22 protein-coding genes are annotated in these 22,690 nt (G+C 75.3%); 7 read left to right on the top strand and 15 right to left on the bottom strand.

The annotated features are described in order from the left end of the window. Window position 1 precedes the first annotated feature (1 nt). Window positions 2–1,282, top strand: coding sequence for a serine hydrolase (locus tag LV78_RS28560; RefSeq protein WP_253848763.1), 1,281 nt, complete (start codon window positions 2–4; stop codon window positions 1,280–1,282). 85 nt (window positions 1,283–1,367) lie between these two features. Here LV78_RS28560 and LV78_RS28555 read toward each other — a convergent pair whose 3' ends face one another. Continuing rightward, the gene (locus LV78_RS28555; protein WP_253848762.1) at window positions 1,368–2,879 is read right to left on the bottom strand and encodes an alpha/beta hydrolase; all 1,512 of its coding nucleotides are present in this window, start codon (window positions 2,877–2,879) and stop codon (window positions 1,368–1,370) included. Between the two features lie 156 nt (window positions 2,880–3,035). Here LV78_RS28555 and LV78_RS28550 point away from each other — a divergent pair, with 156 nt between their 5' ends. Together LV78_RS28550 and LV78_RS28545 are read left to right on the top strand one after the other, a co-directional pair. Beyond that, window positions 3,036–4,202 carry a sensor histidine kinase gene (locus tag LV78_RS28550; RefSeq protein WP_253848761.1) on the top strand — a complete coding sequence of 389 codons (1,167 nt, stop codon included), beginning with the start codon at window positions 3,036–3,038 and terminating at the stop codon, window positions 4,200–4,202. Between the two features lie 4 nt (window positions 4,203–4,206). Beyond that, a complete protein-coding gene (locus LV78_RS28545) occupies window positions 4,207–4,872 on the top strand; it encodes a response regulator transcription factor (RefSeq protein ID WP_308208769.1) in 666 nt (221 codons plus the stop codon). A gap of 45 nt (window positions 4,873–4,917) precedes the next feature. On the opposite strand, the gene LV78_RS28540 is transcribed toward LV78_RS28545, so the two are convergent. Continuing rightward, a complete protein-coding gene (locus LV78_RS28540) occupies window positions 4,918–5,829 on the bottom strand; it encodes a pyridoxamine 5'-phosphate oxidase family protein (protein ID WP_253848760.1) in 912 nt (303 codons plus the stop codon). 176 nt (window positions 5,830–6,005) lie between these two features. Continuing rightward, complete coding sequence (locus LV78_RS28535) at window positions 6,006–6,569, bottom strand: TetR/AcrR family transcriptional regulator (protein WP_253848759.1); 564 nt, start codon at window positions 6,567–6,569, stop codon at window positions 6,006–6,008. A gap of 58 nt (window positions 6,570–6,627) precedes the next feature. Between LV78_RS28535 and LV78_RS28530 the strand changes: the two genes are divergently transcribed. After that, window positions 6,628–7,173: a dihydrofolate reductase family protein gene (locus LV78_RS28530; protein WP_253848758.1), complete on the top strand. Its 546-nt coding sequence runs from the start codon at window positions 6,628–6,630 to the stop codon at window positions 7,171–7,173. A 13-nt stretch (window positions 7,174–7,186) separates the two neighbouring features. Here the strand turns inward: LV78_RS28530 and LV78_RS28525 are convergent, their stop codons facing one another. Continuing rightward, entirely contained in the window at window positions 7,187–7,393 is a 207-nt protein-coding gene (locus LV78_RS28525) for a 4-oxalocrotonate tautomerase family protein (protein ID WP_253848757.1), read from the bottom strand. 27 nt (window positions 7,394–7,420) lie between these two features. Further along, window positions 7,421–8,350 carry an SDR family oxidoreductase gene (locus LV78_RS28520; protein WP_253848756.1) on the bottom strand — a complete coding sequence of 310 codons (930 nt, stop codon included), beginning with the start codon at window positions 8,348–8,350 and terminating at the stop codon, window positions 7,421–7,423. A gap of 109 nt (window positions 8,351–8,459) precedes the next feature. Between LV78_RS28520 and LV78_RS28515 the strand changes: the two genes are divergently transcribed. After that, complete coding sequence (locus tag LV78_RS28515) at window positions 8,460–9,212, top strand: TetR/AcrR family transcriptional regulator (RefSeq protein WP_253848755.1); 753 nt, start codon at window positions 8,460–8,462, stop codon at window positions 9,210–9,212. Window positions 9,213–9,227: 15 nt separating this feature from the next. On the opposite strand, the gene LV78_RS28510 is transcribed toward LV78_RS28515, so the two are convergent. Both LV78_RS28510 and LV78_RS28505 read right to left on the bottom strand, forming a co-directional pair. Beyond that, a complete protein-coding gene (locus LV78_RS28510; protein ID WP_253848754.1) occupies window positions 9,228–9,596 on the bottom strand; it encodes a hypothetical protein in 369 nt (122 codons plus the stop codon). A gap of 16 nt (window positions 9,597–9,612) precedes the next feature. Then, window positions 9,613–10,329 (bottom strand): DUF998 domain-containing protein, encoded by a 717-nt coding sequence (locus LV78_RS28505; RefSeq protein ID WP_253848753.1) that lies wholly within the window; start codon window positions 10,327–10,329, stop codon window positions 9,613–9,615. A 121-nt stretch (window positions 10,330–10,450) separates the two neighbouring features. Between LV78_RS28505 and LV78_RS28500 the strand changes: the two genes are divergently transcribed. Then, window positions 10,451–13,468, top strand: coding sequence for an AfsR/SARP family transcriptional regulator (locus LV78_RS28500; RefSeq protein WP_253848752.1), 3,018 nt, complete (start codon window positions 10,451–10,453; stop codon window positions 13,466–13,468). Window positions 13,469–13,533: 65 nt separating this feature from the next. On the opposite strand, the gene LV78_RS28495 is transcribed toward LV78_RS28500, so the two are convergent. The 3 genes from LV78_RS28495 to LV78_RS28485 form a co-directional block, all read right to left on the bottom strand. After that, on the bottom strand, window positions 13,534–14,058 hold the full coding sequence (locus LV78_RS28495) for a cysteine hydrolase family protein (RefSeq protein WP_253848751.1): 525 nt from the start codon (window positions 14,056–14,058) through the stop codon (window positions 13,534–13,536). A 72-nt stretch (window positions 14,059–14,130) separates the two neighbouring features. After that, a complete protein-coding gene (locus tag LV78_RS28490) occupies window positions 14,131–14,700 on the bottom strand; it encodes a TetR/AcrR family transcriptional regulator (protein WP_253848750.1) in 570 nt (189 codons plus the stop codon). 96 nt (window positions 14,701–14,796) lie between these two features. Further along, window positions 14,797–15,117: a hypothetical protein gene (locus LV78_RS28485; protein ID WP_253848749.1), complete on the bottom strand. Its 321-nt coding sequence runs from the start codon at window positions 15,115–15,117 to the stop codon at window positions 14,797–14,799. Window positions 15,118–15,200: 83 nt separating this feature from the next. Between LV78_RS28485 and LV78_RS28480 the strand changes: the two genes are divergently transcribed. Further along, entirely contained in the window at window positions 15,201–15,689 is a 489-nt protein-coding gene (locus LV78_RS28480; protein ID WP_253848748.1) for a GNAT family N-acetyltransferase, read from the top strand. 202 nt (window positions 15,690–15,891) lie between these two features. Here LV78_RS28480 and LV78_RS28475 read toward each other — a convergent pair whose 3' ends face one another. The 5 genes from LV78_RS28475 to LV78_RS28455 all read right to left on the bottom strand — a co-directional run bounded on the left by LV78_RS28475 (window position 15,892) and on the right by LV78_RS28455 (window position 22,626). Further along, the gene (locus LV78_RS28475) at window positions 15,892–16,956 is read right to left on the bottom strand and encodes a LacI family DNA-binding transcriptional regulator (RefSeq protein WP_253848747.1); all 1,065 of its coding nucleotides are present in this window, start codon (window positions 16,954–16,956) and stop codon (window positions 15,892–15,894) included. A gap of 44 nt (window positions 16,957–17,000) precedes the next feature. Further along, window positions 17,001–18,293, bottom strand: a complete 1,293-nt coding sequence (locus tag LV78_RS28470; RefSeq protein ID WP_253848746.1) for a CE1 family esterase — start codon at window positions 18,291–18,293, stop codon at window positions 17,001–17,003. Between the two features lie 23 nt (window positions 18,294–18,316). Next, the gene (locus LV78_RS28465; protein WP_253848745.1) at window positions 18,317–19,912 is read right to left on the bottom strand and encodes a glycoside hydrolase family 43 protein; all 1,596 of its coding nucleotides are present in this window, start codon (window positions 19,910–19,912) and stop codon (window positions 18,317–18,319) included. 94 nt (window positions 19,913–20,006) lie between these two features. Next, on the bottom strand, window positions 20,007–21,467 hold the full coding sequence (locus tag LV78_RS28460) for a glycoside hydrolase family 62 protein (RefSeq protein ID WP_253848744.1): 1,461 nt from the start codon (window positions 21,465–21,467) through the stop codon (window positions 20,007–20,009). Window positions 21,468–21,651: 184 nt separating this feature from the next. Further along, the gene (locus tag LV78_RS28455) at window positions 21,652–22,626 is read right to left on the bottom strand and encodes an SMP-30/gluconolactonase/LRE family protein (RefSeq protein ID WP_253848743.1); all 975 of its coding nucleotides are present in this window, start codon (window positions 22,624–22,626) and stop codon (window positions 21,652–21,654) included. Window positions 22,627–22,690: the final 64 nt, after the last annotated feature.

Raw genomic sequence — 22,690 nt, 5'->3', positions numbered from 1 at the left:
CATGATCCGTCGTTTCCTCAGCGCGGGCGCCGCGATCGCGCTGCTGCTCGCGCTCACCGCAGCACCGGCCACGGCCGCCCCACCGTCCACTCCGGACAGCCAGTTCGCCTGGCTGCTCGACGCCTCCACGCGCGTGCCGGTCCCGGCCGACGAGGTGGCCGCGCACCTGGACGCCCCGATGCTGGCCGCGATCGGCGGGGCGGACGGGTTCAACCAGACCCTCGGGTCGCTGGGCGTGCTCACCGCCGGGGCCGTGGTCGAGCGGACCGCGACCGAGCTGCGGCAGGTCGTCGGCAGCGCGGTCGGCGACCTGCTCGGCGTCGTCACGGTCGACGGGACCGGGTTGGTCGTGGGGCTGCGGTTCTCCCCCTACCTGCCCGCGCCCACCTCGTGGGAGCAGGTCGACTCGGCGCTCACCGCGCTGGCGCCGCGCGTCTCCTTCACCGCCGCCACGATCACGCCCGAGGGGTGCGTGCCCGTGCACGGCCTGGACGAGCGCACCGCGCGCCCGCTCGGCTCCGCGTTCAAGCTCTACGTGCTCGGCGCGCTCGCCCGCGAGGTGAAGGCCGGGCGGCTGTCCTGGGACACCGAGCTCCCGCTGCGGGAAGCGTGGAAGTCGCTCCCCTCCGGCGTCCTGCAGGACCAGCCGGACGGGACCGTGCTCACGCTCGCGGAGCACGCCGAGCACATGATCTCCATCAGCGACAACACCGCCACCGACCACCTGATCCACACCCTCGGGCGCGGTGAGGTGCAGCGGCAGTTCGCCCGGTTCGGCAACACCACCCCGAACTCGCCGATGCCCACCACCCGCGAGCTGCTCACGCTCAAGGGCTTCCAGTACCCGGTGGCGGCCACCGTGTACGGCGCGCTGCCGAACCGGCTGCGCGAGGCGGCGCTGAACGCGATCGGCCGGGTGCCCAGGACCTCCGTGCAGCCGTGGGCCGAGCCCAGGAAGATCGACCAGCTGGAGTGGTTCGGCTCGCCGGTGGACATGTGCTCCGCCATGGCCGGGCTGTGGGAGGACCACGACCCGCAGGTCGACCGGGCCATGTCGCTCAACGACGGCGGGATCGCGCTGCCATCGGACCGGTTCCCGACGGTCTGGTTCAAGGGCGGCTCCGAACCGGGGGTGCTGACGCTGAGCTACCTGGTGCGGCGGGCCGACGGCACGCTGCTCACGGCCAGCGCCATGCTGTCCGACCCGGTGAACGCGATCGACGAGGCGACCGCGGCGCCCCAGCTGCTCGCGGTGCTGCGCGGGGCGCTCCAGCTCGCGTGACCCCGTTCAGCCGCAGGGAAAGCGGGCCGCACGCGAGGTGCGGCCCGCTTTCGCGTCGCGGGGTCGGTGCGGGGTCGGCGCGAGGTCAGCGCAGGGACGGCCCGGTCGGCTTCAGCGCCGCGGCCCGGTCGGTTCCGCGCTCGACCGGTTCCGCCGCGCAGGCCAGGTCGCGCGCCGGGCGCTCGCCGGTGGCGAGGAACGTGGACACCGCGTCGTTCGCGCACCCGTTGGCGCCGAACAGGTACGCGCCGTGCCCGCCCTGGTCGGCGGTGACCAGGACGGCCCGCCCGCCCAGCGCCGCGCGCATCTCCCGCGCACCGGCCAGCGGCGTGCCGGGGTCGCGCTCGTTCTGGGCGATCAGCACGTTCGCCGGGCCCCGGTCACCGATCCGCACCGGCCCCTCGACCCGCTCGCGCGGCCAGAACGCGCACGGGTTGACGCTCGCCGTGGACCCGCCGAGCATCGGGTGGCGGATCCGGTCCACCGCCGCGTTGCGCTGGTACTCCCGGACCGACGACGGCCAGCGGGTGTCACCGCAGACCACGTGGAACCGGGCCGCCAGCAGGTTCTCCACGCCCGCGATCGGCGGGTCCTCGGGCAGCGGCCGGTCGGCTTCCAGCGCCTGCCAGATCCCGGCCAACTCCGGCATGTCCGCGTCGCTGTAGAGCGAGCCGAACGTCACCGCCCGGAACATCGTCCCGTCGACGCCCCGCACGGGCGTGACGTCCAGCCGCTCGGCCAGCTCGAAGAACTTGGCGGTGACCTGCTCGGGCGTCGCGCCCAGTCCGTACTCGGGGTGGGCGACCACGTGCGCGGCGAAGTCCGGGAACCGGTCCTGGAGGCCGAGTGCGAAGCGCCGCATGGCCTTCACGTCGTAGCCGTCCGGTCCGAGGCTGCTGTCGAGCACGATCCGGTCGCCCCGGTCCGGGAACAGCGTCGCGTACACCGCGCCCAGGTAGGTTCCGTACGAGTAGCCCAGGTAGGAGATCCTGCGCTCCCCCAGCGCTTCCCGGACGCGGTCCACGTCACGCGCGGTGTTGGCGGTGGTGATGTGCGGCAGCAGGTCGGCCGTGCCGGAGGTGGCGCACTGCCGGGCGATGGTGCGCGCGTAGCCGACCTCGCGCGCGACGTCGGCGTCGGTGCGCGCGTACGGCGGGAAGTTGCCGCGCGCCTGCTGCTCCGGGGTGAGGTCGCAGGTCACCGGGCTGCTGCGGCCGACGCCGCGCGGGTCGAAGCCGATGATGTCGTAGGAGTCCAGGACCTCCTGGGGCATCCCCAGCGCGGGGAAGTAGGCGGGGAGGTCGACGCCCGCGCCGCCGGGACCGCCGGGGTTGGTCAGCAGCACGCCCCTGCGGCGCTCGGGGTTCCGGCTGGCCAGCTTGGAGATCGCGATCTGGATCTTCCGGCCGCCGGGGTCTCGGTAGTCGAGCGGAACCTCGACGGTCGCGCACCGCAGGGTCGCCGGGACTGGTTGCTCGCACGGGCCCCAGCGCACGGCGGAGCCGGGTGTGGCGGCGCCGGGCGCGGCGGACGCGGTGGGGACGATCGTCACCGCCAGCGCGGTGAGCACGACGGCCAGGGAGAGGTTTCTGCGCATGGTGGAAAGCGTTTCCCGGCGGGCGGGTGCGGCGCATCGGCCGGACGGCTCGGCCGACCCCCGACCCCGGTCCGGGGCACGACCGCGACTTAGGTCGAACCCGGTCGCGCCTTCGGTCGGCTGCGCGGACCGGCGCGGACGGGCCATGATCACCGGGTGGACACGGGTGGCGCGCCTCGGCTGGAGTGGTGGCAGCACGCGTGGCGGTTGGCGGTGGCCGGGGCTTGCGCGGTCCCGTTCTGGCTGATCACCGGTGAGCTGCTGCCCGAGGGCGCGGCGCGCGCGTGGTTCGCGATCGGCGATCCGCTGGTGGGGCTGGGGTGCCTGGTGCTGCTGCTGTGGCGGCGCGGGTTCCCGCTCGCGGTCGCCGTGCTGACCTCGGTCGGCGCGGGCGCGTCCATGCTCGCGGGCGGGGCGGCGCTGCTGGCGCTGTGCTCGCTGGCGACCAGGCGGCGACCGGTGGAGATGGTGCCCGCGGCGGTGGTCTACGTGGTCGCGTCGCAGGTCAACGCCCAGGTCTACCCGCTGGACACCGGCAACGCCCCGTGGTGGCTGCTGCTCGTGCTGCCGGTGCTGATCGCGGACACCGCGCTGGCGGTCGGCGTGGCCGTCGGGGCGCGGCGGGCGGAGCTGCGGTCGTTGCGGGAGCGGGTGGCGAGCGCGGAGCGGGAGCAGAGCGCGCGGGCCGCGCAGGCGCGGGCCACCGAGCGGAACCGGATCGCCCGCGAGATGCACGACGTGCTGGCGCACCGGATCTCGCTGGTGGCCATGCAGGCCGGGGTGCTGGACCACCGCAGGGACCTGAGCGGGGAGGACGCGGCCGAGCTGGTGCGGGGCATCGCCGAGGGGTCGCGGCAGGCCCTGGAGGAGCTGCGGGACGTGCTGGGCGTGCTCAGGGCCTCCCCCGACCTCGACCTGCCGCAGCCGCCGTCGCTGGACCGGGTTCCGGAGCTGGTGGAGGGCGCGCGCTCGTCCGGGCTGGACGTCGGGTTCGACAGCGCGGTGTCGGGCCGGGCGCCGGAGAGCGCCGGGCGGACGTGCTACCGGATCGTGCAGGAGGGGCTGACCAACGCGGCCAAGCACGCGCCCGGTTCGCGGGTGGAGGTCGGCGTGAGCGGTGGGGCCGGGGTGGGGTTGCGGGTGCGGGTCGCGAACTCGCGCGGGGCGGGGGCGGCTGTGCGGGCGCCGTCGTCCGGGTACGGGTTGCCGGGGTTGGCCGAGCGGATCGCCCTGGTGGGCGGGGAGTTCGAGCGCGGGCCGACGCCCGGCGGCGGGTACCTGCTGGTCGCGTGGTTGCCGTGGCGCGACGCGGGGAGGGCGTGAGCCGGTGGACCGGGTGCGGGTGCTGGTCGTGGACGACGACCGGCTGGTGCGGATGGCGCTGCGGCTGGTGGTGGACGGCGAGCCGGACCTCGTGGTGGTGGCGGAGGCGGCGGACGGGGACGCGGCGGTGGCGGCGGTGGCCCTGGAGCGGCCGGACGTGGTGCTGATGGACGCGCGGATGCCCGGCCGGGACGGGCTGAGCGCGACGGCGGAGATCCTGTCCCGGCCGGAGCCGCCCGCCGTGCTGGTGCTGACCACGTTCGACTCGGACGAGCTGGTGCTGGGGGCGCTGCGGGCGGGCGCGCTGGGGTTCGTGCTCAAGGACACCCCGCCCGCGCGGATCGCCGACGCGGTGCGGACCGTGGCGGGCGGGGAGCCCGCGCTCTCGCCGCAGGCGGTGGCGCGGCTGATCGCGGCGGCGACCGGGCCGCACTCCGGCGAGGCGCGGCGGGCGGTGCGGGAGGGGGCGCGGGAGCGGTTGGCGGGGTTGACCGAGCGGGAGCTGGAGGTGGCGCGGGGGATCGCGGAGGGGCTGGGGAACTCCGGGATCGCGGCGCGGTTGGGGATCAGCGTGGCGACGGTCAAGGCGCACACCGGGAACTTGTTCGGCAAGCTCGGGGTGGACAACCGGGTGCGGATCGCGTTGCTGGTGCGGGACGCGGAGGGGTGAGGCCGGAGGGGTGGCGCTCAGGGGGTGACGCTCAGGGGGCGGGGATCAGGGGGCTCGGTTGAAGCGGGAGCAGGACGGCTCGGACCAGTGCGCGGGGAAGGCGTGCTCGGTCCAGACGGCCTCGGTGATCCGGAAGACCGTTTCGCGGCCGGTGCTCGGCGGGAGCGCGGGGGTCGCGGCGGGTCGGACCTCGGCGGCGCCGGTGAGCTGGAGGGTCGCGCCGGAGTTCCAGTCGGGGAAGAGCAGGCCCGCTTCGGGGTTGGTGGTCAGGTTCCCGTTGGTCATGAGCATGGCGTTGCCGCCGTAGTCGGGCCAGACCAGCTCGGTGGGCGAGATGGGCGTGACGAAGCCGGGGTCGCCGCCCCGGTGCGAGACGTCGGCGCCGGTGGGGGCCGAGGTGGCGATGAAGAAGGTGTCGGCGCTGGCCACCAGGAGGGAGGCGCGCAGACCGAGGGATGACGTGCGGCGGACCACCGGTTCGCGGCTCGGGGGCGCGCTCCCGGTGGGGACTCGGGACTGGATGTGCTTGGGGCAGTTGCCGAACGCCTGGTGGACGTCGATCTCGCCGCCGGTGTCGGTCGGGCGCCAGCGGCCGTTGACCCGGAACCTCCTGCGGGCGGCCAGGTCGATGGCGAGGGCGCCGACGTCGGTCTCGTGGCGGAGGGCTTCGGCGAGGGGGTCGGTGGGGAGCGGGGCGGCGGTGGCGCGCAGGGTGCGCGGGGTGGGGGCGGAGAGGAAACCGCGGTGCCCCAGCAGGGTCGTGGCCCACGGGCGGCCTTCGCGGTCGCGGGCGCCGAGGACCAGCATGGTCTGCCGGGCCAGGAAGTCCTGGGCGGCGGGCGGGAGGGCGTCGGAGATGATCGGGCGGATCCTGGCCGCGAGCTCGGTCAGTCCGGCGGCTCTCTGTGCGGCCAGTTCACCGGGGTGGTAGGCGAGCCGGTCGACGCGGGTGGTCATGGCGCTCCCTTCGCTCAGGTCGGGAGAGGTCTGCGCGAGTTATTTTTACCGATCGTTCGGTAAATATCAAGTGGCGGAGAACCACCGGGACGTGCCTGCGGACGGTCGAGCAGCAGGGGCCGAGCGGAAGGGGCGAGACGGAGAAGGCGGAAACGAAGGGGCGGAAGCGCCCCGCGTCACTCCCCCGGCGCCAGGAGGTCCGGCAGCAGCGCCAAGGTCTCGCCGAACGTGCCGTTGTCCCCGGTGACCCGCGCCAGCACCAGCGCGCCCTCCACCCGCAGGAACGCCTGCTTCGCCGCCGCCTCGGCCTCCTGCGGGGCGCGGCCCGCGCGGCGGGCGGCCTCGGCCATCGCGGCGATCCACGACTCCGCCAGCGCGCGCGAGCGCTCCCGGACCGGTTCCGGGGCGCCGGTCAGGGTCATCGTGTCCAGGGCGCAGGACAGGGCGCCCGCGCCGTAGAACCCGCCCAGCCTGCGCGCGGTCTCCGCGATCCCCGCCCGGACGTCCGCGTCCTCGCGCATCGGGGCCAGGACCACCGCGAAGCGGCGTTCCACCTCCGCCAGGACGGCCAGGGCCATCCCGTCCTTGCCCTCCGGGTAGCGGTGGTACAGGCTCGCCCGCTTCAGGCCCGTCGCGGCCGTCAGGTCGCCGATCGAGGTGCCCGCGAACCCCTTCTCGCGGAACACGCGCACGAGCAGGTCCAGCAGGCCCGCGTCGGTGATCGAGGGTGGGCGGGGCACCCGGTCAGGCTACCGAACCCCCGGTCGACCACGCCCCCGTCGCGGGTAGCCTCGCCCGATGCGACCGCTCAGGTACTCCATCAACGTCACCGTCGACGGGTGCTGCGACCACCGGGTGATCCCGGCGGACCTGGAGCTGCACCGGCACCACGCCGCGAACATCGCGCGGGCCGACGCGCTGCTGCTCGGGCGGGTGACGTACCTGATGATGGAGCAGGCCTGGCGGTTGCCCGCCGGGAGCGCGGGGGCGACGGGCGAGGACCCGTTCGCGCGGACGATCCACGACGCCCGCAAGCACGTCGTGTCGAGCACGCTGGAGCGGGTCGACTGGAACGCGGAGCTGGTGCGCGGGGACCTCGCCGACGCCGTCCGGGAGCTCAAGGACGAGCCGGGGAACGGGCTGCTCGTCGGCGGGGTGGCGCTGCCGCTGGCGCTGGCCGGGCTGGGGCTGATCGACGAGTACGAGTTCGTCGTGCACCCCCGGATCGCCGGGCGCGGGCCCTCGCTGTTCGCCGGGCTCTCGGAGCACGTCGACCTGCGGCTGACCGGGACGACCGGGTTCGCGTCCGGCGCGGTCGCGATGCGGTACGAGCCCAGGGGGTGACGCCGGGGTCGGGTCAGCTGCGGCCGAGCAGGTCGGCCGTCAGCACCGTCCCGCCGAGGCCCCAGCCGCCGTCGGCGACCTCCTCCACCAGCACCAGGGTGCTCGCGCGGGCGCGTTCGCCGTACACGTCGGCGTAGGCGTCGGTCACGGCGTCGATCAGCTTCTTCTTGGACTCCGGGGTCAGGGTGCCCCTGGGGACCTTGAGGTTGGCGAACGGCACGGCGGTGCTCCTTCTCGTGGTGATCGGCTAGAGGGCGGCGTCGGCGGGCAGCAGGTCCGCGATGCCGACCCGGCGGTAGAACTCGACCCGGAGGCGGTCCGCGACCGCCGAGACGACCTCGCTGCCGTCCCGGCTCGGGTCGACGTGGACGCGGAACGGGCGCCGCGCGGCGGGCAGCCCGACGACGCGGGTGATCTCGTCGGCCACGTCCTGCGCGTCCGCGTCCGGCGGGACGAGGGCGGCCAGGCGGTCGGCGATGGTGGCGCGCAGGTCGCCGTAGTGGTGGTCGTAGGCGGCGGCGCGGGCCTGGTCGGCGGGGCGGCCCGCGTTCGCGAAGTGGTTGGTGCCCGAGGTGAACGCGCCGGGGACGACGACGGTGGTGCCGACGCCGAAGCGGATCAGCTCGGCCGCGCCGCTCTCGGCGAGCGCGTCCATCCCGGCCTTCGCGGCGAAGTACGGGGCCAGGAACGGCGGGTGGCCGCCGCGCGTGGAGGAGCTGCCCACCCACACCAGCAGGCCGGAGCCCCGCTCGCGCAGCAGGGGCAGCGCGGCGCGGTTGACCCGGTGGGCGCCGATGGTGTTGACGTCGTACAGGTCGGCCAGCTGCTCCGGGGTGAACGCCTCGGCCGGGCCCTCGACCATGTGCCCGGCGTTGTGCACCACCACGTCCAGGCGGCCGTGGCGGCGCGCGGTCTCGGCGACGGCCTCGTCGGCCGACTCCTGCGAGCGGACGTCCAGGTCCACCGTGGACAGTTCCAGGCCCTCGGTTCCGGCCAGTCGGGCGAACTCCTCGGCCACGGGGGCGTTGCGCCCCGCGACCGCGCGCATCCCGGCCACGACGGCGTGCCCGGCCCTGGCGAGGGTCAGCGCGGTGAGGCGGCCGAAGCCGCTCGACGCGCCGGTGATCAGGACGACCTCCGCCGGGTGGCCGTTCGCGGCGCTCCGGTGCTCGGTCATGACGCCCTCCTCCGGTTGGTAGCAGCGATAGCGCTGCTTCGTTTCGTTGATACGAGAACCGTAGCACGGTGCCCGAATCAGCGCTAGCGGCGTGACGTACCATCGATTCGTGGAGGTCACCCCGGAGAGCGGCGCACCCCGCCGCAGGCGCGGCGCGGCAGGTCCCGACGACGACGCGGCGGTGCGGGCCGCGCTGGTGGAGGCCGCCGGGCGGCGGCTGGCCGCGTCACCGGACGGCGAGGTCGCCACCCGCGCGGTGTGCGAGGAGGTCGGCGTGACGCAGCCGGTGCTCTACCGGCTGTTCGGGGACAAGCGCGGGCTGCTCGACGCGGTCGCCGACGCCGGGTTCGAGCGGTACGCGCGGCGCAAGCGGGAGCTGGAGGCGACCGGCGACCCGGTGGCCGACCTGCGCGCCGGGTGGGACGACCACATGGCGTTCGCCGCCGCGAACCCGGCGCTGTACCAGCTGATGTTCGCGCCCCGGCCGCACGCGGGATCGACCGCGCACCAGCGGATCCTGGAGCTGCTGGAGGCCACGCTGGTGCGCTGCGCGGCGGCGGGCGCGCTGCGCACCAGCCCCGAGCGCGCGGCCCGGCTGATCCTGCCCGCGAACGTGGGGGTGGCGCTGAGCCGCATCGCGCAGCCCGCGCTGTACGACGACCCCGAGCTGTCCCACCGGGCGCGGGACGCGGTGTTCGCCGCCGTGCTCACCGACGCGGGCGCGCCCGCCGGGCCCGATCCCGTGCGGGCGGCGGCGCGGCAGCTGCGGTCCCGGCTGGCCCTGCACGGGACCGGCGAGCTGGAACCGGCCGAGAGCGCGCTGCTCGACCGGTGGCTCGAACGCCTCGACCAGCCCGGCTGAGCGGCGGGCCGGGGGTCAGTCGCGCAGCCCGTCCAGCAGCTCGACGGCGCGCTCCCACTCGTCGGGCACCCGCACGAGCCAGGCGCCGCCGTCGAACGCCTCCACCTCGGCCACCCGCTCCCCGGCGCGCTCGGCGACGATCAGGCAGTCGATCGTCTGCTCCTGACCGTCCGCGAACCGGAGCAGCTCCTCCCAGGTAAACGGGACGCCCTCCGCCCGCACCCGGTCGCCGAACTCGGGCATCCCGCCGGGCGCCACGCCGACGCCGTCGAAGTCCAGCACCACCCACGTCCACCGGTTCTCGGGGATCGCCGCGAGCACGTCGGACAGGTGGACCGGCCCCGTGGCCCGCGTGCGCGTGGGCAGCTCCACCTCGATGATCAACGGCCTGCCCTCCCGGTCAGCGGGTCGTGGTCGATCCCGTCCGCACCAGGCTATTACCGGCGCCCAAACCGGTTTCCCCGCCGGGACGGGAGTTCCGGCGCAGCGCGCGGCCGAGGAGCAGCAGGCCGAGCAGGAACGGGTAGATCGCGGTGCGCTCGACGAGACCGACCAGCACGCCGGTCTCCGCCGCGAGCAGGGCGACGTAGCCCACGATCCCGGCCAGGCCGAGGACGCCCAGCGCCACCAGGGCCCTCCCCCGCCGCCGGGGGACGCCGAGCGGGTGGTGGGCCGCGCCCAGCAGGATCACGAGCGCGTTGCCCGCCGTGAACGCGGCGAACGCCCCGAGCGCGTGGTGATCGGCCGCGCCGCTGTCCAGCGCGTCGCCGTCGCCGGGGAACAGCGCCACCACCGCGCTGCCCGCCGCCAGCACCGCCGCCGTGACGACGACGGGCAGGTGGCGGGTGCGCGGCAGGGGCAGCGCGAGCACGCCCGCCAGCACGACCAGGCCGAACAGGACCAGGCCCGCGTTCATCACCGGGGCCAGCGGGGAGAGCATGAACTGGCCGAACGCGGTCGCCGGGCCGCGCACGCCCAGGGCGCTGATGAAGTGGTGCGTGTAGCTGTAGGGCGGGTCGGTCCAGGCCGCGGCGGTGGTGAACTCGGCCGCGAGGTAGACGCCGGGACCGGCGATCAGGGCCGCTCCCGCCGCGCGGTAGGACTTGGGGGTGGGCACGTGCTGCCTCCTGCGCTGTCGGATCGGTGACGCGGGCAGCGTGCGGCGGGGCGCTGACACGGCGCTGACACGCGGCCGACGCGGCGCGGAAGCCCTTGTCCCGCACTGGGAGGATCAGCGGGTGGACGGGAGCGCGGGGGTGCGGGTCGGGCTGCTCGGCGCGTTCCGGGTCCGCCGCGACGACGTAGCCCTTGACGTGCTGGGGAGGCGGGTGCGGGCGCTGCTGGTGCGGTTGGCGCTCGCCGGTGGGCGGGCGGTGGAGCCGGGCGCGCTGGTCGACGCGATCTGGGGCGACGAGCCGCCCGCCGGGCCGGGACCGGCGTTGCAGGCGCTCGTCTCCCGGCTGCGGCGGGCGCTCGGCGCGCCGGGCGCGGTCGTGCTGGGGGTGGGCGGGTACCGGCTCGTGGCGGACGTGGACGTGGCGCGGTTCGAGGAGCTGGCCGCGCGGGGTGGGGAGGACGCGCTGCGGGAGGCCGCCGCGCTGTGGGGCGGGCGGGTCGGGGCTGAACCGCAGGCCGTCGCGGCCGTCGCGCCGCGCGTGGCGACCCGGTTGGCGCGGCTGTCGATCGAGGTGGTGCTGGACCTGGCGGAGGTCGAGCTGGCGCTCGGGCGCACCGGGGCCGCCATCGCCGGGGCGAGCGGGGTGCTGGCCGAGCACCCGGCGCACGAGCGGGCCGCCGGGGTGCTGGTGGACGCGCTCGCGGGCGCGGGTCGGCAGGCCGAGGCGCTGGCGGTGTACGAGCGGGTCCGCGCGGCGCTGGCCGACGAGCTGGGCGCCGACCCCGGCACGGCCCTGCGCGAGCGCCACCTGCGGCTGCTGCGCGCCACCCCGCCGCCGCTCCCCCGGCCGAACGCGCTGCCCGCGCCGGTGACGGGCTTCCTCGGCCGGGACGCCGACCTCGCCCGCGTCGCCGACCTGCTGGCCGCCGGGCGGCTGGTCACCGTCGTCGGGCCCGGCGGGGTGGGCAAGACCCGGCTGGCCGTGGAGGCGCTGCGCCGGGACCCGGACGCGCTGCTGGTGGACCTCGCGCCGGTCGCCGAGCCCTCGGAGGTCGTCGCCGCCGTGCTCGCCGGGATCGGGCTGCGCGGCGACCGCGACCGGCCGGGCGGGGACGCGGTGGCGCTGCTGACCGCCGAGCTGGCGGCGCGCAGGTCGGTGCTGCTGCTGGACAACTGCGAGCACCTGGTCGACGCCGTGGCCCACCTGGTCGCGCTCCTGCTCCCCCGCTGCCCCGAGCTGCGCGTGCTCGCCACCAGCCGGGAACCCCTGGCGGTCGACGGGGAGGCGCTGGTCCCGCTGGGCCCGCTCGCGCTGCCGGGGACCGGGGACGGGCTCGCCGAGGCGGTCGGCACGGCCTCGGTGCGGTTGTTCGCCGAACGGGCGTCGGCGGTGCGCCCCGGTTTCGCCGTCGACGCGACGACGCTGCCGGACGTGGTGCGCCTGGTGCGGGCGCTGGACGGGCTGCCGCTGGCGCTGGAGCTGGCCGCCGCCCGGTTGCGCGCCCTGCCGCTGCCCGACCTGGTGGCCGGGTTGTCGGCGCGGTTCCGCCTGCTGGCGGGCGGGAACCGGGCCGCGCCGCCCCGGCACCGCACGCTGCGCGCGGTGATCGCGTGGAGCTGGGACCTGCTGGACGGGCCCGAGCGCGCCGTGGCCGAGCGGATCTCGGTGCTGCCCGGCGGGGTCACCCCGGAGTCGGCCGCCGCCGTCTGCGCGGGCGCCGTGCCCGCCGACGAGGTGCCCGAGCTGCTCGCCGCGCTGGTCGACCGGTCGCTGCTGAGCCTGGTCGGGGATCGGCGGCGGATGCTGGAGACGGTGCGCGCGTACGGGGTCGAGCGCCTGGCCGCCGCCGGGGACTTGAGCGCCGTCCGCGACCTGGCCGCCGCGCACGTGGCGGGGGTGCTGACGGGGCAGGACGCGGTGCTGCGCGGGCCGGGGCAGCGCGCGGCGGTGGCGGCGATCGGCGCCGAGCACGACAACGCCCTGGCCGCGCTGCACCACCGGTGCGCCACCGGGGACGCGGACGGGGCGCTCGCGCTGGCGCTGTCGCTGGTCTGGTACTGGCAGGTGTTCGGCCGCCAGTCCGAGGGCGCGCACTGGCTCGGGCGGGCGCTGGCGGTGCCCGGCGGGCCGTCCCCTGAGCGGGACTGCGCGCGGGCCGCCCACCTGCTCGGCCTCGCCGACGGCGGGCACGGGGTGGGTGATCGCGGAGAGGTGGCGGCGCTCGCGGACCGGGTGCTGGCGCACCGGGGGCTCCCCGGTCACCTGCGGGTGTTCGGGGCGGTCCTGCTGTTCCTGCTGGGGCGCGGCGAGGGGGCGTTCCGGGAGCTGGGCGCGGGTGGCGGGTGGTTGTCCGGGCTGGCGCACCTGTTCCTGGCCGAGCTGGCGGAGAACGCGGGCGAGCTGGACCGGGCGCGCGGGCACGCGGAGGTGTCGCTGGCCCGGTTCCGGGCGGCCGGGGACGGGTGGGGCGTGGCGGGGGTGCTGCCGGTGCGGGCGCGGGCGCGGCGGTACGACGACCTGGACGGGGCGTGGGCGGACCTGCGGGAGGCGCGGGCGCTGGAGGGGGAGTTCGGGGCGCTGAGCCCCGGTGACCGGGTGCGGGCGGACCTGCGGTGGGTCGACCTGCACGAGCGGCGCGGTGAGACCGGGACGGCGCTGGAGGTGCTCGCCTCGGCCCGTGCTCGGGGGGAGCAGGTCGCGGTGGTGGACGCGCGGGAGGCCGCGCTGCGGGTGCGGCTCGGGGACCTGGGGCGGGCGGGTGAGCTGCTGGCCGGGGTGGGCGGGGCGGTGGGCGACCTGGCGCGGGCCGCGCACCGGGTGGCCTCGGGGGACCTGGCGGGCGCGGAGCGGGCGTTGCGGCGGGCGCGGGTGGTGGCGGCTGCGAGCGGGGAGCTGCCCGCGCTGGCCCCGGTGGCGGTGGGGGCGGCGGCGCTGGAGCAGGCGCGGGGGCGGTGGGCGGGGTCGGGGGTGCTGCTCGGGACGGCCGCGCGGTTGCGGGGCGCGCACGACCGCACCGACCCCGTGGTGCGCGAGCTGGTCGACCGGGGGCGGGCGGCGGTGGGCGCGAGCGCGTTCGCGGCGGCGTACGCGCGGGGGTGGGAGGCGGAGCGGGACGTGGCGGCGGCGTTCGTGGTCTGAGCGCCGGGGGCAGGCGGGCGGGGTCGGGCAGTCGGGGGCGGGCAGTCGGGAGCAGGCGGGCCGGGTCACACGTCCAGGGATGCCGTCCAGTCCGCGATCGTCCGGACGTCGGCCTGCGTCGGGAAGACCTTCCCGGTGAGCACGCGGTGCACCTCGGGGTCGTCGTCCAGGCAGCCGTCGGCCAGGACGGTGAGCTGGAAGTCCAGGTCGGCTGCCTGGCGGAGGGTGGACAGGACCACGCCGCTGGTCGCGATGCCGGTGAGCACCAGGTGGTCGACGCCCTGGGCGCGCAGGACGAGGTCCAGGTCGCTGCCCGCGAACGCGCTGACGCGGCGCTTGGTCACCACCACCTCGTCGTCGAGCGGCGCGGTCTCGGGGTGGAAGTCGGTGGCGCCGGAGCCTCGGGGCGCTGCGGCGAGTCGGCCGAACATCTTGTTGCGCGGGTGGACCTCGGCGTAGTCGGGGCGGAAGCCGACGCCGACGTGGATCACCGGCACGGACGCGGCGCGGGCCGCCTCGAGCGCGGTGGCGAGCCTGGGCAGGTAGGTCGGGTCGGGGTAGCGGGCGACAACGGCGGGCTGGACGTCCATCACCAGCAGGGCGGGGGTGGGGATCTCGGGCCTCGTTTCGGTGGTGGCGGCGCGGGGGGCCGCCGGTGGGGGTCAGGGGTGCGGGGGCGCCGGGGTGAGCAGGCTGGTGACGGTGAGCAGGCGGTCGGCGAGTTCCTCGGGGCGCAGCGGGTCCTCGGCGCGCACGACCCAGTCGTGGACGATCGCGCCGGTGCCGTGGGAGATCAGCACGGCCAGGTCGCGGGCGGCCTGCTCGTCCACCTCGCCCAGGTTGGCGCGCAGGGCCTCGGTGGTGATGAGGGTGCGGAAGAGCTCGGCCAGGGCCTCGGCGAGCCGCCACGCGCACGGGCCGGTGAGCACGGCGCGGTAGAAGGGTCGGTGGTCGGCGAAGTGGCGGGCCACGACCAGGAGGCGGGCGTGGCGCGGGGCCCGCGGGTCGGCCAGGTGCGGCAGGAGCTCGCGCCGCACCAGGTCCGCCGCGGCGGCGACGAGGAGCGTGTCGCGGTCGCCGAAGTGCTGGTAGAGCAGCTGCCTGCTGACGTCGGCGGCCTCGGCCAGGTCGGTCACCGGGACCGCCGCCCCGCGCTCGGCGACCAGGTCGACGGCGGCGGCCATGAGGGCGGCCCTGGAGCGGGCGACCCGACGGTCGGGGCGGGTGGTCACGGAGGAGAAACTAGACAGGTGTCAATAAATGAGCAAGTGTCGCCGAACGTGCGCGCGGGAATCTCCGGTGCGCGGGGCGGGCCCCTGGCGACATGATCACGCGATGACCGAGGTGAGGACGCGCCCGTACGCCGACCCTGCGGACCTGCGCGCGATGCAGGGGTTGGCGCGGCGGATCTGGACGCCGTCGAGCCGGTGGCACGTCGGCGATTTGGCCTGGCAGCGGGGCCAGCACACCGGGCGCGAGGCCGAGTGGCCGACCGCGCTGTGGGAGGCGGGCGGCGAGGTGGTGGCGTGGGGGTGGGCCGAGCTGCCAGGTGAGCTGGCGCTGCTGGTCGACCCGGCCCGGCCGGAGCTGGCGGGGGCGGTGCTCGACTGGTTCGCGGGCGTGGCCACCGCGCCCCGGCGGTCGGTCACCGTGCTGGACTCCGAACCGCACCTGGTCGCCGCGCTGGAGGCTCGCGGGTACGCGGCTGGGCGGGCCGCACTTCCGGCACTCGGTGCGCGCGCTGGACGACCTGCCGACGCCCGAGCTGCCCGCCGGGTACCGGGTCCGCGCCGTGCGGGGCGAGGAGGACGTGGCGGCGCGGGTCGCGGCGCACCGGGCGGCCTGGTGGCCGTCGCGGGTCACCGAGGAGAGCTACCGGGCGGTGATGGGGACGTGGCCGTACCGGCCGGAGCTGGACCGGGTGGTAGAGGGGCCGGACGGGCGGTTCGCGGCCACCTGCCTGATCTGGTTCGACGAGCGCAACGGCGTGGGCGAGCTGGAACCGGTCGGGGTCGACCCCGGTCTTCGGCGGCGCGGGCTGGGGCGGGCGGTGTGCTTGGCGGCGCTGGGCGCGCTGCGCGAGGCGGGCGGGCGGTCGGCGGTGGTGTACCCGCTGCACGGGCACCCCGACCACCCCGCGCCCGCGCCGCTGTACCGGGGGCTGGGGTTCCGCGAGCACGCCCGCACGATCACCTTCACCGCGCCGGAGGCGCGCGGGTAGCAGCGGCCGGGCGGGGTGGGCGGACCCGGCCTGGCCGCTCGCCAGGGCGCCGATGGGGCGCGCACCGGCTGGGCGGGCTCGTCGACGACCGTCGCAGCGGTGAGCGCGCCCTGCCAGCAGGCCCTCGGCGGGTCCGCCTGGAACTGCCCCGACGGCCTCCCCGCCTGCCCGCCTGCCCGTCCGGCCGGGCGCCGAACCCGCCTCAGGCGTGCTCGACCGCGCGCACCGATCCCCCCGCCACCACCGGCATCGGGACGTGGTGCACGGTCGTCGGGCCTCGGTCCCGGCGGGGGCGGGACAGGAGGAGTTCCACGGCCGTCGCGCCCAGGCGGTGGTGCGGCAGGGCGACGGTGGTCAGGCGTGGGCGCATCCAGGCGGCCACGGGGTGGTCGTCGAAGCCCACCACGGAGACGTCGTCCGGCACGGACAGGCCCGCCTCCGCGAGCGCCTGGCAGGCGCCGAACGCCAAGCGGTCGTTGAAGCACAGGAGCGCGCGGGGGCGGTGGTGGGACAGGAGGTCGAGGGTGGCGCGGTAGCCGTTCTCGGGCATCCACTCCTGGCACGGGCGCACGCTCTCCACCTCCACCCCGGCCGCCGCGAAGGTCTCCAGCGCGCCGGAGAGGCGGGCCACGGCGGCGATGTGGCGCGGGTCGATCGCCTCGGCCGTGGGCCCGGTGCCGATCAGGTGCACGCCCTCGCGGTGCCCGGCGTCGAGCAGCACGCGCGCCGCCGAACGGCCGCCGCCCCGGTCGTCGGGGAGGACGGCGTGCGCGGGGAAGTCGTTGGCGGGCAGCACGTTCAGCAGCACGGAGGGGCCGTCGCGCAGCGCGTCGGGGACGTCGAGGAGCCGGGGGAACCTGGCCGCGAAGACGACGCCCTCCACCCGCTGGGCGCGCAGCGAGGCCACCAGCGCCGCCTCGACGTCCCGGTCGCCGCCGCTCTCCCCGGCGAAGAGGGTGAACCCGTGCCGGTGGGCGGCGTCGACCGCGCCCTCGATCAGCTCGCCGGACAGCTTGGCCGAGGCGACGGCGTCGGAGACGAAGCCCAGGGTCCTGGTGCGGGAGGCGGAGAGCAGCGTGTCGCGGCGGTAGCCGAGCTGCTCGGCGGTGGCCCGGACCCTGCGCTCGACGGCGGTCGAGATGCGCAGCTCCCTGGCGCGACCGGAGAGCACCAGGGAGGCGGTGGGCACCGACACCGCGCAGGCGGACGCGACGTCGGCCAGCGTCACGCGCGTCCGCCTGCCCGCCTGCGGGGATGTGCCCGTCACCCGTTCCTCCCGTCACCGGTCGCGCGGCAGCCCCGCGCGAGGTCCTACCCCATCGTGCAGGCCGCGCCGTTCAAGGAGAACCCCGAAGGTGGGGCCGCGTCCCCGCTGTGGGTGACCTGGTAGCCGATGCCGACCCTGCCACCGGGTGGGATCGCCGCGTTGTAGCCCGCGTCGCGGGCGGTCACCCGGCCGGAGCCGGGCGCGTACGAGGCGTTCCAGCCCGAGGTGATCACCTGGCCTGCGGGGAGCGTGAACTCCAGCGACCAGCCCCGCACCTGCGTGGTCCCGGTGTTGGTGATGCCGAGCTCCGCCGTCAGGCCGTTGCCCCAGGCGTTGACGGTGGCCGACACCCGGCAGGCGCCCGGCTGCGGTTCGCCGGGCGTGGTCGTGGTCGTGGTCGTGGTGGTGCCGGTGGGGTCGGGGTCGGTTCCGGCGAACTGGGTGAAGAACCGCCAGGTCTCGTCCGGCGCCCACGTCCTGGCGCCGCTGTCGCCGGGCGCGCCGTCCTGCGGCGCGGCGATGTGGCCCTCGTCGAACGCGACCCAGCGCACCGGGTGGCCCGCACGGCAGCCGGTGTAGGTGGTGCCCCGGTGGGTCAGGCTGCCCTGGGACGGCTCCGGCGGGTTCTGCGCGGCGCAGCCGTTGTTGCGCACGAACCGGTCGCGCATCGAGCGCCCGCCGGAGATGGCCAGGACGCTGTCGCGCAGGCCGTGGATCCCGAGGTAGGCGATGGGCTGCGCGCCGCCCGCGCAGCCGCTGAGCACGCCGCCCGCGATGACCGCGACCGCGCGGAACGCGGTGGGCCGCGAGCAGGCAACCGAGTAGGACATCGCGCCGCCGTAGCTGAAGCCGGTGGCGAAGCGCTGGGTGGTGTCCACGCACAGGCCGGTGTCGAGCTGGCGGACGATGTCGTCGACGAGGGTGATGTCCTCGCCGCCGTTGTTGGCCCAGCCGTTGTTCAAGCCCTGCGGGGCGACGAAGATCGTGCTGTCGCCCGCCAGGCGTCGCAGGCCGTAGTAGGACCAGACGTCGCGCTGCACGGTCTGGCCGGTGGCGACGTCGTTGGCGGTGCCGCCGAGCCAGTGGAAGCCGAACACGACGCGGTGGGCGCGGGTGCGGTCGTAGGTGTCGGGGAGCTTGAGGACGTAGGTGCGGGTCTTGCCGCTGCTGGTGATGGTGCGCGTGCCGCTGGCGAGGGCGGGGGCCTTGCCGCAGCCCTCCGTGGTGGCGCTCGCGCCGGGATCACCCGCCGCTCCGCTCGCGCTGGTGGTGATCAGCCCCGCCGCGAAGGTGAGCAGCGCGATGGCCGCTGCCGCGAGGACCCTGTTGCGCGCCAAGGGATCTGCCCTTCGTGTGGTGGTCATGGGGTGGTCAGGTCGAAGCGCCGGGCGGTGACCGCGCCGCCGAGGGCGGTGGTGGCGTGGTTGAAGACGGCGAAGCGGTAGCCCATGAAGAAGCGCCAGTCGTTCTTGAGCGTGAAGGCCGGGCCGAAGGCGGTGAAGTCGACGCCGTTGGTGCTGTAGGAGAACCTGACCTGCCTGCCGCTGCCGGGGCGGATGTCGGCGTTGGCGCGCAACCAGATCCGGGTGCCGTTCAGGTCGGCCCCGGCGACCTCGTAGCCGGTTCCCGTCGTGCGCCACGAGCCGTCCATGGTCAGGCCGGTGACGGAGACGACCCGGTTGCGGCCGTTGTCGCGCTTGACGCCGATCCACGCCGAGGAGTCGCGCAGCACGGCCAGTCCGGTGCGGTCGCCGTCGCGCATCGCCGACAGGTCCAGTTCCACGGTGCCGGTGGAGGTGGGGCCCTGGATGCGGTGGGTGAGGGTGTTGCGGGCGGAGTACAGGTCGTTGGTGACGGTGGCCGTGGACAGGCGCAGGCCGTTGCCGACGCTGTACTTGGAGGTGTCCGGGTTGTGGTTCCACTCCCACTGCGGTCCGAGCGCGGAACCCGCGAAGGTGTCGGCGCCGATCATGGGTTTGACCTGGCGCGGGGGCGCGGGCAGGTTCGGCTTCGGGTAGGTGGCTCCCCAGCCTCCGTTGACGGTGGTGACGCGCGGCCAGCCGTCCGAGGTCCAGGTGATCGGCGCGAGCACGGGCACGCGCCCGCCGGGGTAGGCGTCGACGAACGCCAGGTAGTGCCAGTCGCCGTTCTGGGTCTGCACCAGGCCGCCCTGGTGCGGCACTCCCCCGCCGGGGATCGGCGACGGCAGGTCGAGCAGCACCTGCTGGATCGAGTACGGGCCGAACGGGCTGGCCGACTTGAGCACGTACTGGCCGTTCGCGGGCCTGGTGAGCCAGATGTAGTAGTTGCCGCCGCGCTTGTAGAAGCGGGCCCCCTCCAGGGTGCCGATGTTCGACGGGGTCTGGAACACCTGCTGCGAGCGGACCTCCGACTTCCCGTCGGCGGAGAGCTGGGCGACGCTGATGGTGGTGTTGCCGTGGGCGACGTACAGGGCGTCGTCGTCGTCCACGAGCATCCCGGCGTCGTAGTAGCACTTGTTGATGGTGGTGTGCTTGGACCACTGGCCGTCCACGGCGGTGGCGGTGTAGAGGTGGGTGCGGGCGAAGTCGACGCAGCCACCCCAGTAGAAGGTGCGGTTGCTCTTGCGGTGGGCCAGGAACGACGCCCAGATCCCGTTGACGTAGGCGCGGGAGCCGTTGGCCAGGTCGTACTTGGCGTCGAAGTCGAGGCGCGGCACGGAGTGGCCGGCGAACTCCCAGTTGACCAGGTCGTAGGAGCGCAGCACGGGCGCGCCGGGCGAGTAGTGCATGGTGGAGGCGGAGTAGTAGTAGGTGTCGTCCACGCGCAGGACGTCGATGTCGGCGAAGTCCTGCCACAGCACGGGGTTGGTGTAGGTCTCGGCCGCGCGGGCCGGGTGGGTGGTGGTGGTCAGGCTCGCCGCCACGAGGCCGAGCACGGCCAGGGCGATGGGCGCCCATCGGCGTTGACGGGGCATCGGTGTGCCTCTCCTGGTGTCCGGGAGTTGGCTCTGGGCGCGGCGGCGGTCGTGGCGGCGGTGGACTTGTCGGGCGCGGCGGCGGTCGTGGGGGTCAGCAGGGGGAGTTGGTCTGGGTCAGCAGGCCCAGCCGCCAGGGCAGGCGGTTGTAGTCGCCGGAGGCGTTGGGGTCCAGGCCCTGGTACAGGTAGCTCAGCTTGCAGGGGTTGATCTCCATGCTCTGGTCGGTCCCGCTGCGCACCAGCTCGCCGTGGCTGATGTCGCGCGTCCACTGGCCGCCGGGGAACGTGGTGTTGTTGGCCCTGGCGAACGGGTTCGACTCGCTGTCCGCCAGCGCGGTCCACGGACCGGTGATCGCCGGGGCGGTCCAGGAGCGGAACCAGCGGCGGCCGTCCGAGCCGATCGCCTCGTGCAGCATGAGCCACTGCTCCCTGCCCGCGACCTTGTAGACGTTGGAGGCCTCGAACAGCCGGTTGCGGTTGCTGTCCTGCATGGCGATCACGGTGTTGGTGAAGCCGTTGGGGAACTGGGCGAGGCTGGTCTCCGAGCGGTACAGGTGGCCGTTGTCGTCGGAGGAGAACAGGTAGCACTTGGCGGTGTCGCAGACGGTCCAGAAGTCGACCCAGTAGCCGTTGCCGATGTTGTCGCGGATGATCTGCGGCATCCCGTTCGCGTAGAAGTTCCTCGGCGCGGACCAGGACGCGGGGTTCTCGATGTCGGCGGTCGTGGAGTACGAGGCGTTGGAACCGGTCTGGTACACCAGGTACCACAGGCGTTGCGGGGCGAAGTAGAACACCTGCGGCGCGGCCCGGTAGCCCGTGCCGATGCCGGAGCGGTCCAGGTAGTAGTGCGGGGCCGAGGCGGCCTGGGACCAGTCGGTGAAGCTGGTGTGCACGAGGTTGTAGCCGGTGGTGTAGACCGAGGCGAACACGTGGTAGCGGCCGTTGTGCCGCACCACGCTGGGGTCCTTGACCGCGACGTTGGCGTGCGCCTGGTCCGGCTTGGGGCCGATCAGCGCGCCGCTGGAGGACCAGCGGAAGCTGCTCGGCAGCGAGCCGCCCGGCTGCTGCGGGGTCGTGGTGGTGGGCGGTGTGGTGGTCGGGGGCGTGGTGGTCGTGGGACCGGCTCCTCCCGTGCACGCGGTTCCGTTGAGGCTGAAGGAGGTCGGGTCCGGGTTGGCCCCGGTGGCGGTCGCGGTGAACCCGAACTCGACGCGACCGCCGGTGGGGATGGCGGCGTTGTAGGAGGCGTTGCGGGCGCTGACCCGCTCGCCGCTCTGGGACACCTCCGCGCTCCAGGCCTGCGCCACCCGCTGGCCCGCGCCGTAGGCCCAGGTGAGCGTCCAGCCGTCGACGGCGTCGCCGACGTTGGTGATGGCCACGCTCGCGGTGAAACCGCCCTGCCACTGGGAGGTCGTGGTGTAGGCGACCGAGCAGCCGGGGGCGGCGGAGGCCAGGGGCGGGAGTGCGGCGAGGGTGGCCACCAGGGCCAGCGAGGTGGCGGCGATCGCGCCGACCCCGGTCCGCTGCGGGGTGAACAGCCTTGCGAGGCGCATGGTCGCCCTTCGTCGTCGTCGACGGGTGGTCGGCGCGGCCGACCGGGAGCGGCGGGGTGGGGCGGCACTCCCCCGCCCACTGGACTGTAGCCAGGCGGTTTGCGCTGGTCAAAGCTAAAGTCCGGGGGGCGTTTTAGCTTCGCGCGCAAAGGTTTCGCAAGGTTTTCGGGTGCGGGCGGCGGGGTCAGGGGCGGACCCGCACGACGGTGAACGGGAGGTTCGGCTCGGCGATCTGGTACTGGAAGTTGACCACCAGCAGGTCGTCGCCGTCGAAGGCCGCCGTCGACGGGACGTCCATGCCCCTGCCGTTGATCCGGCGCAGCACCGTGGCGCGCGAGTCGTCCTCGCTCAGCCGCAGGACGCTGATCTCGCCCTCCGGGTGGAACAGGCTGGTGACGCTGTACAGGTCGCCGTCGCGCAGGAGCAGGCCGTCCGAGCCGATGTCGGTCACCCCGCCCAGGTCGACCGGGGTGACGGCGCCGGTCCGGGTGCTGACGCGGTAGAACGCCTGGGAGTTGGTGTCGGCCATGATGACGTGGCGGCCGTCCGGGGTGACCACCAGGCCGTTGCCGTTGATGCCCTCCTCGTAGCGCACCGGGGAGTCGGTGAGGTCCACGAACGTCCGCAGTGGCTGGTGGACCTGCGGGCTCGCCAGCTGCGCGGCGGTGATCCGGTAGAGGACCGGGCGGAACGAGTCGGTGACGTAGGCGTCGCCGTTCGGGGCGATGGCGACGTCGTTGACCAGGCCGTCGCGCGCGCCGGAGTCGAACACGTGCAGGAGCGCGCCGGTCCGGGTGCTGTGGACGAAGACCTTGCCGGTGGCCCCGCCCGCGACGACCAGCCTGCCGCCCGTGATCTTCATGCCCACGGCGGTGGTGCGGCCGTGCTGACCGGCCGGGAGGAAGGGCTCCAGGGTCGGGCGGCCGACGTGGCCGCGCCAGATCGTGCCGTCGGTCGTCCCGCTCACGTAGAAGTGCGGCGTTCCGGGGTCGCGGGCGATGCCCTCGGGGTAGGCCCGGTCACCGGGGACGGTGTAGCGGTCGACGCGGTGCTGGGGTGCGGGGTGGTGGTCTGCGGGGTGGTGGGACGCGGCTGCGGGCGGGGTGAGGGGGGTGAGGAGCAGGGTCGCGGCGAGGGCGGTGCCGAGGAGGGGGCGCATGGTGGGCTCCGGGGTGGTGAGCGGATGGGAACTGCTGCCATGCAAGCGGTTCCGGGCCCGGGGT

This window comes from Actinosynnema pretiosum (assembly GCF_024171695.1).
Taxonomy (GTDB): domain Bacteria; phylum Actinomycetota; class Actinomycetes; order Mycobacteriales; family Pseudonocardiaceae; genus Actinosynnema; species Actinosynnema pretiosum.
Note: the sequence above shows the minus strand (reverse complement) of the source record. Positions and strands in the feature narration are given on the sequence as shown.

Bases quoted from the DNA above. Each gene is read 5' to 3' on its own strand.
- LV78_RS28560 (WP_253848763.1), top strand. From the start codon at position 2: ATGATCCGTCGTTTCCTCAGCGCGGGCGCCGCGATCGCGCTGCTGCTC.
- LV78_RS28555 (WP_253848762.1), bottom strand. From the start codon at position 2,879: ATGCGCAGAAACCTCTCCCTGGCCGTCGTGCTCACCGCGCTGGCGGTG.
- LV78_RS28540 (WP_253848760.1), bottom strand. From the start codon at position 5,829: ATGACCACCCGCGTCGACCGGCTCGCCTACCACCCCGGTGAACTGGCC.
- LV78_RS28530 (WP_253848758.1), top strand. From the start codon at position 6,628: ATGCGACCGCTCAGGTACTCCATCAACGTCACCGTCGACGGGTGCTGC.
- LV78_RS28520 (WP_253848756.1), bottom strand. From the start codon at position 8,350: ATGACCGAGCACCGGAGCGCCGCGAACGGCCACCCGGCGGAGGTCGTC.
- LV78_RS28495 (WP_253848751.1), bottom strand. From the start codon at position 14,058: ATGGACGTCCAGCCCGCCGTTGTCGCCCGCTACCCCGACCCGACCTAC.
- LV78_RS28465 (WP_253848745.1), bottom strand. From the start codon at position 19,912: ATGCCCCGTCAACGCCGATGGGCGCCCATCGCCCTGGCCGTGCTCGGC.
- LV78_RS28460 (WP_253848744.1), bottom strand. From the start codon at position 21,467: ATGCGCCTCGCAAGGCTGTTCACCCCGCAGCGGACCGGGGTCGGCGCG.
- LV78_RS28455 (WP_253848743.1), bottom strand. From the start codon at position 22,626: ATGCGCCCCCTCCTCGGCACCGCCCTCGCCGCGACCCTGCTCCTCACC.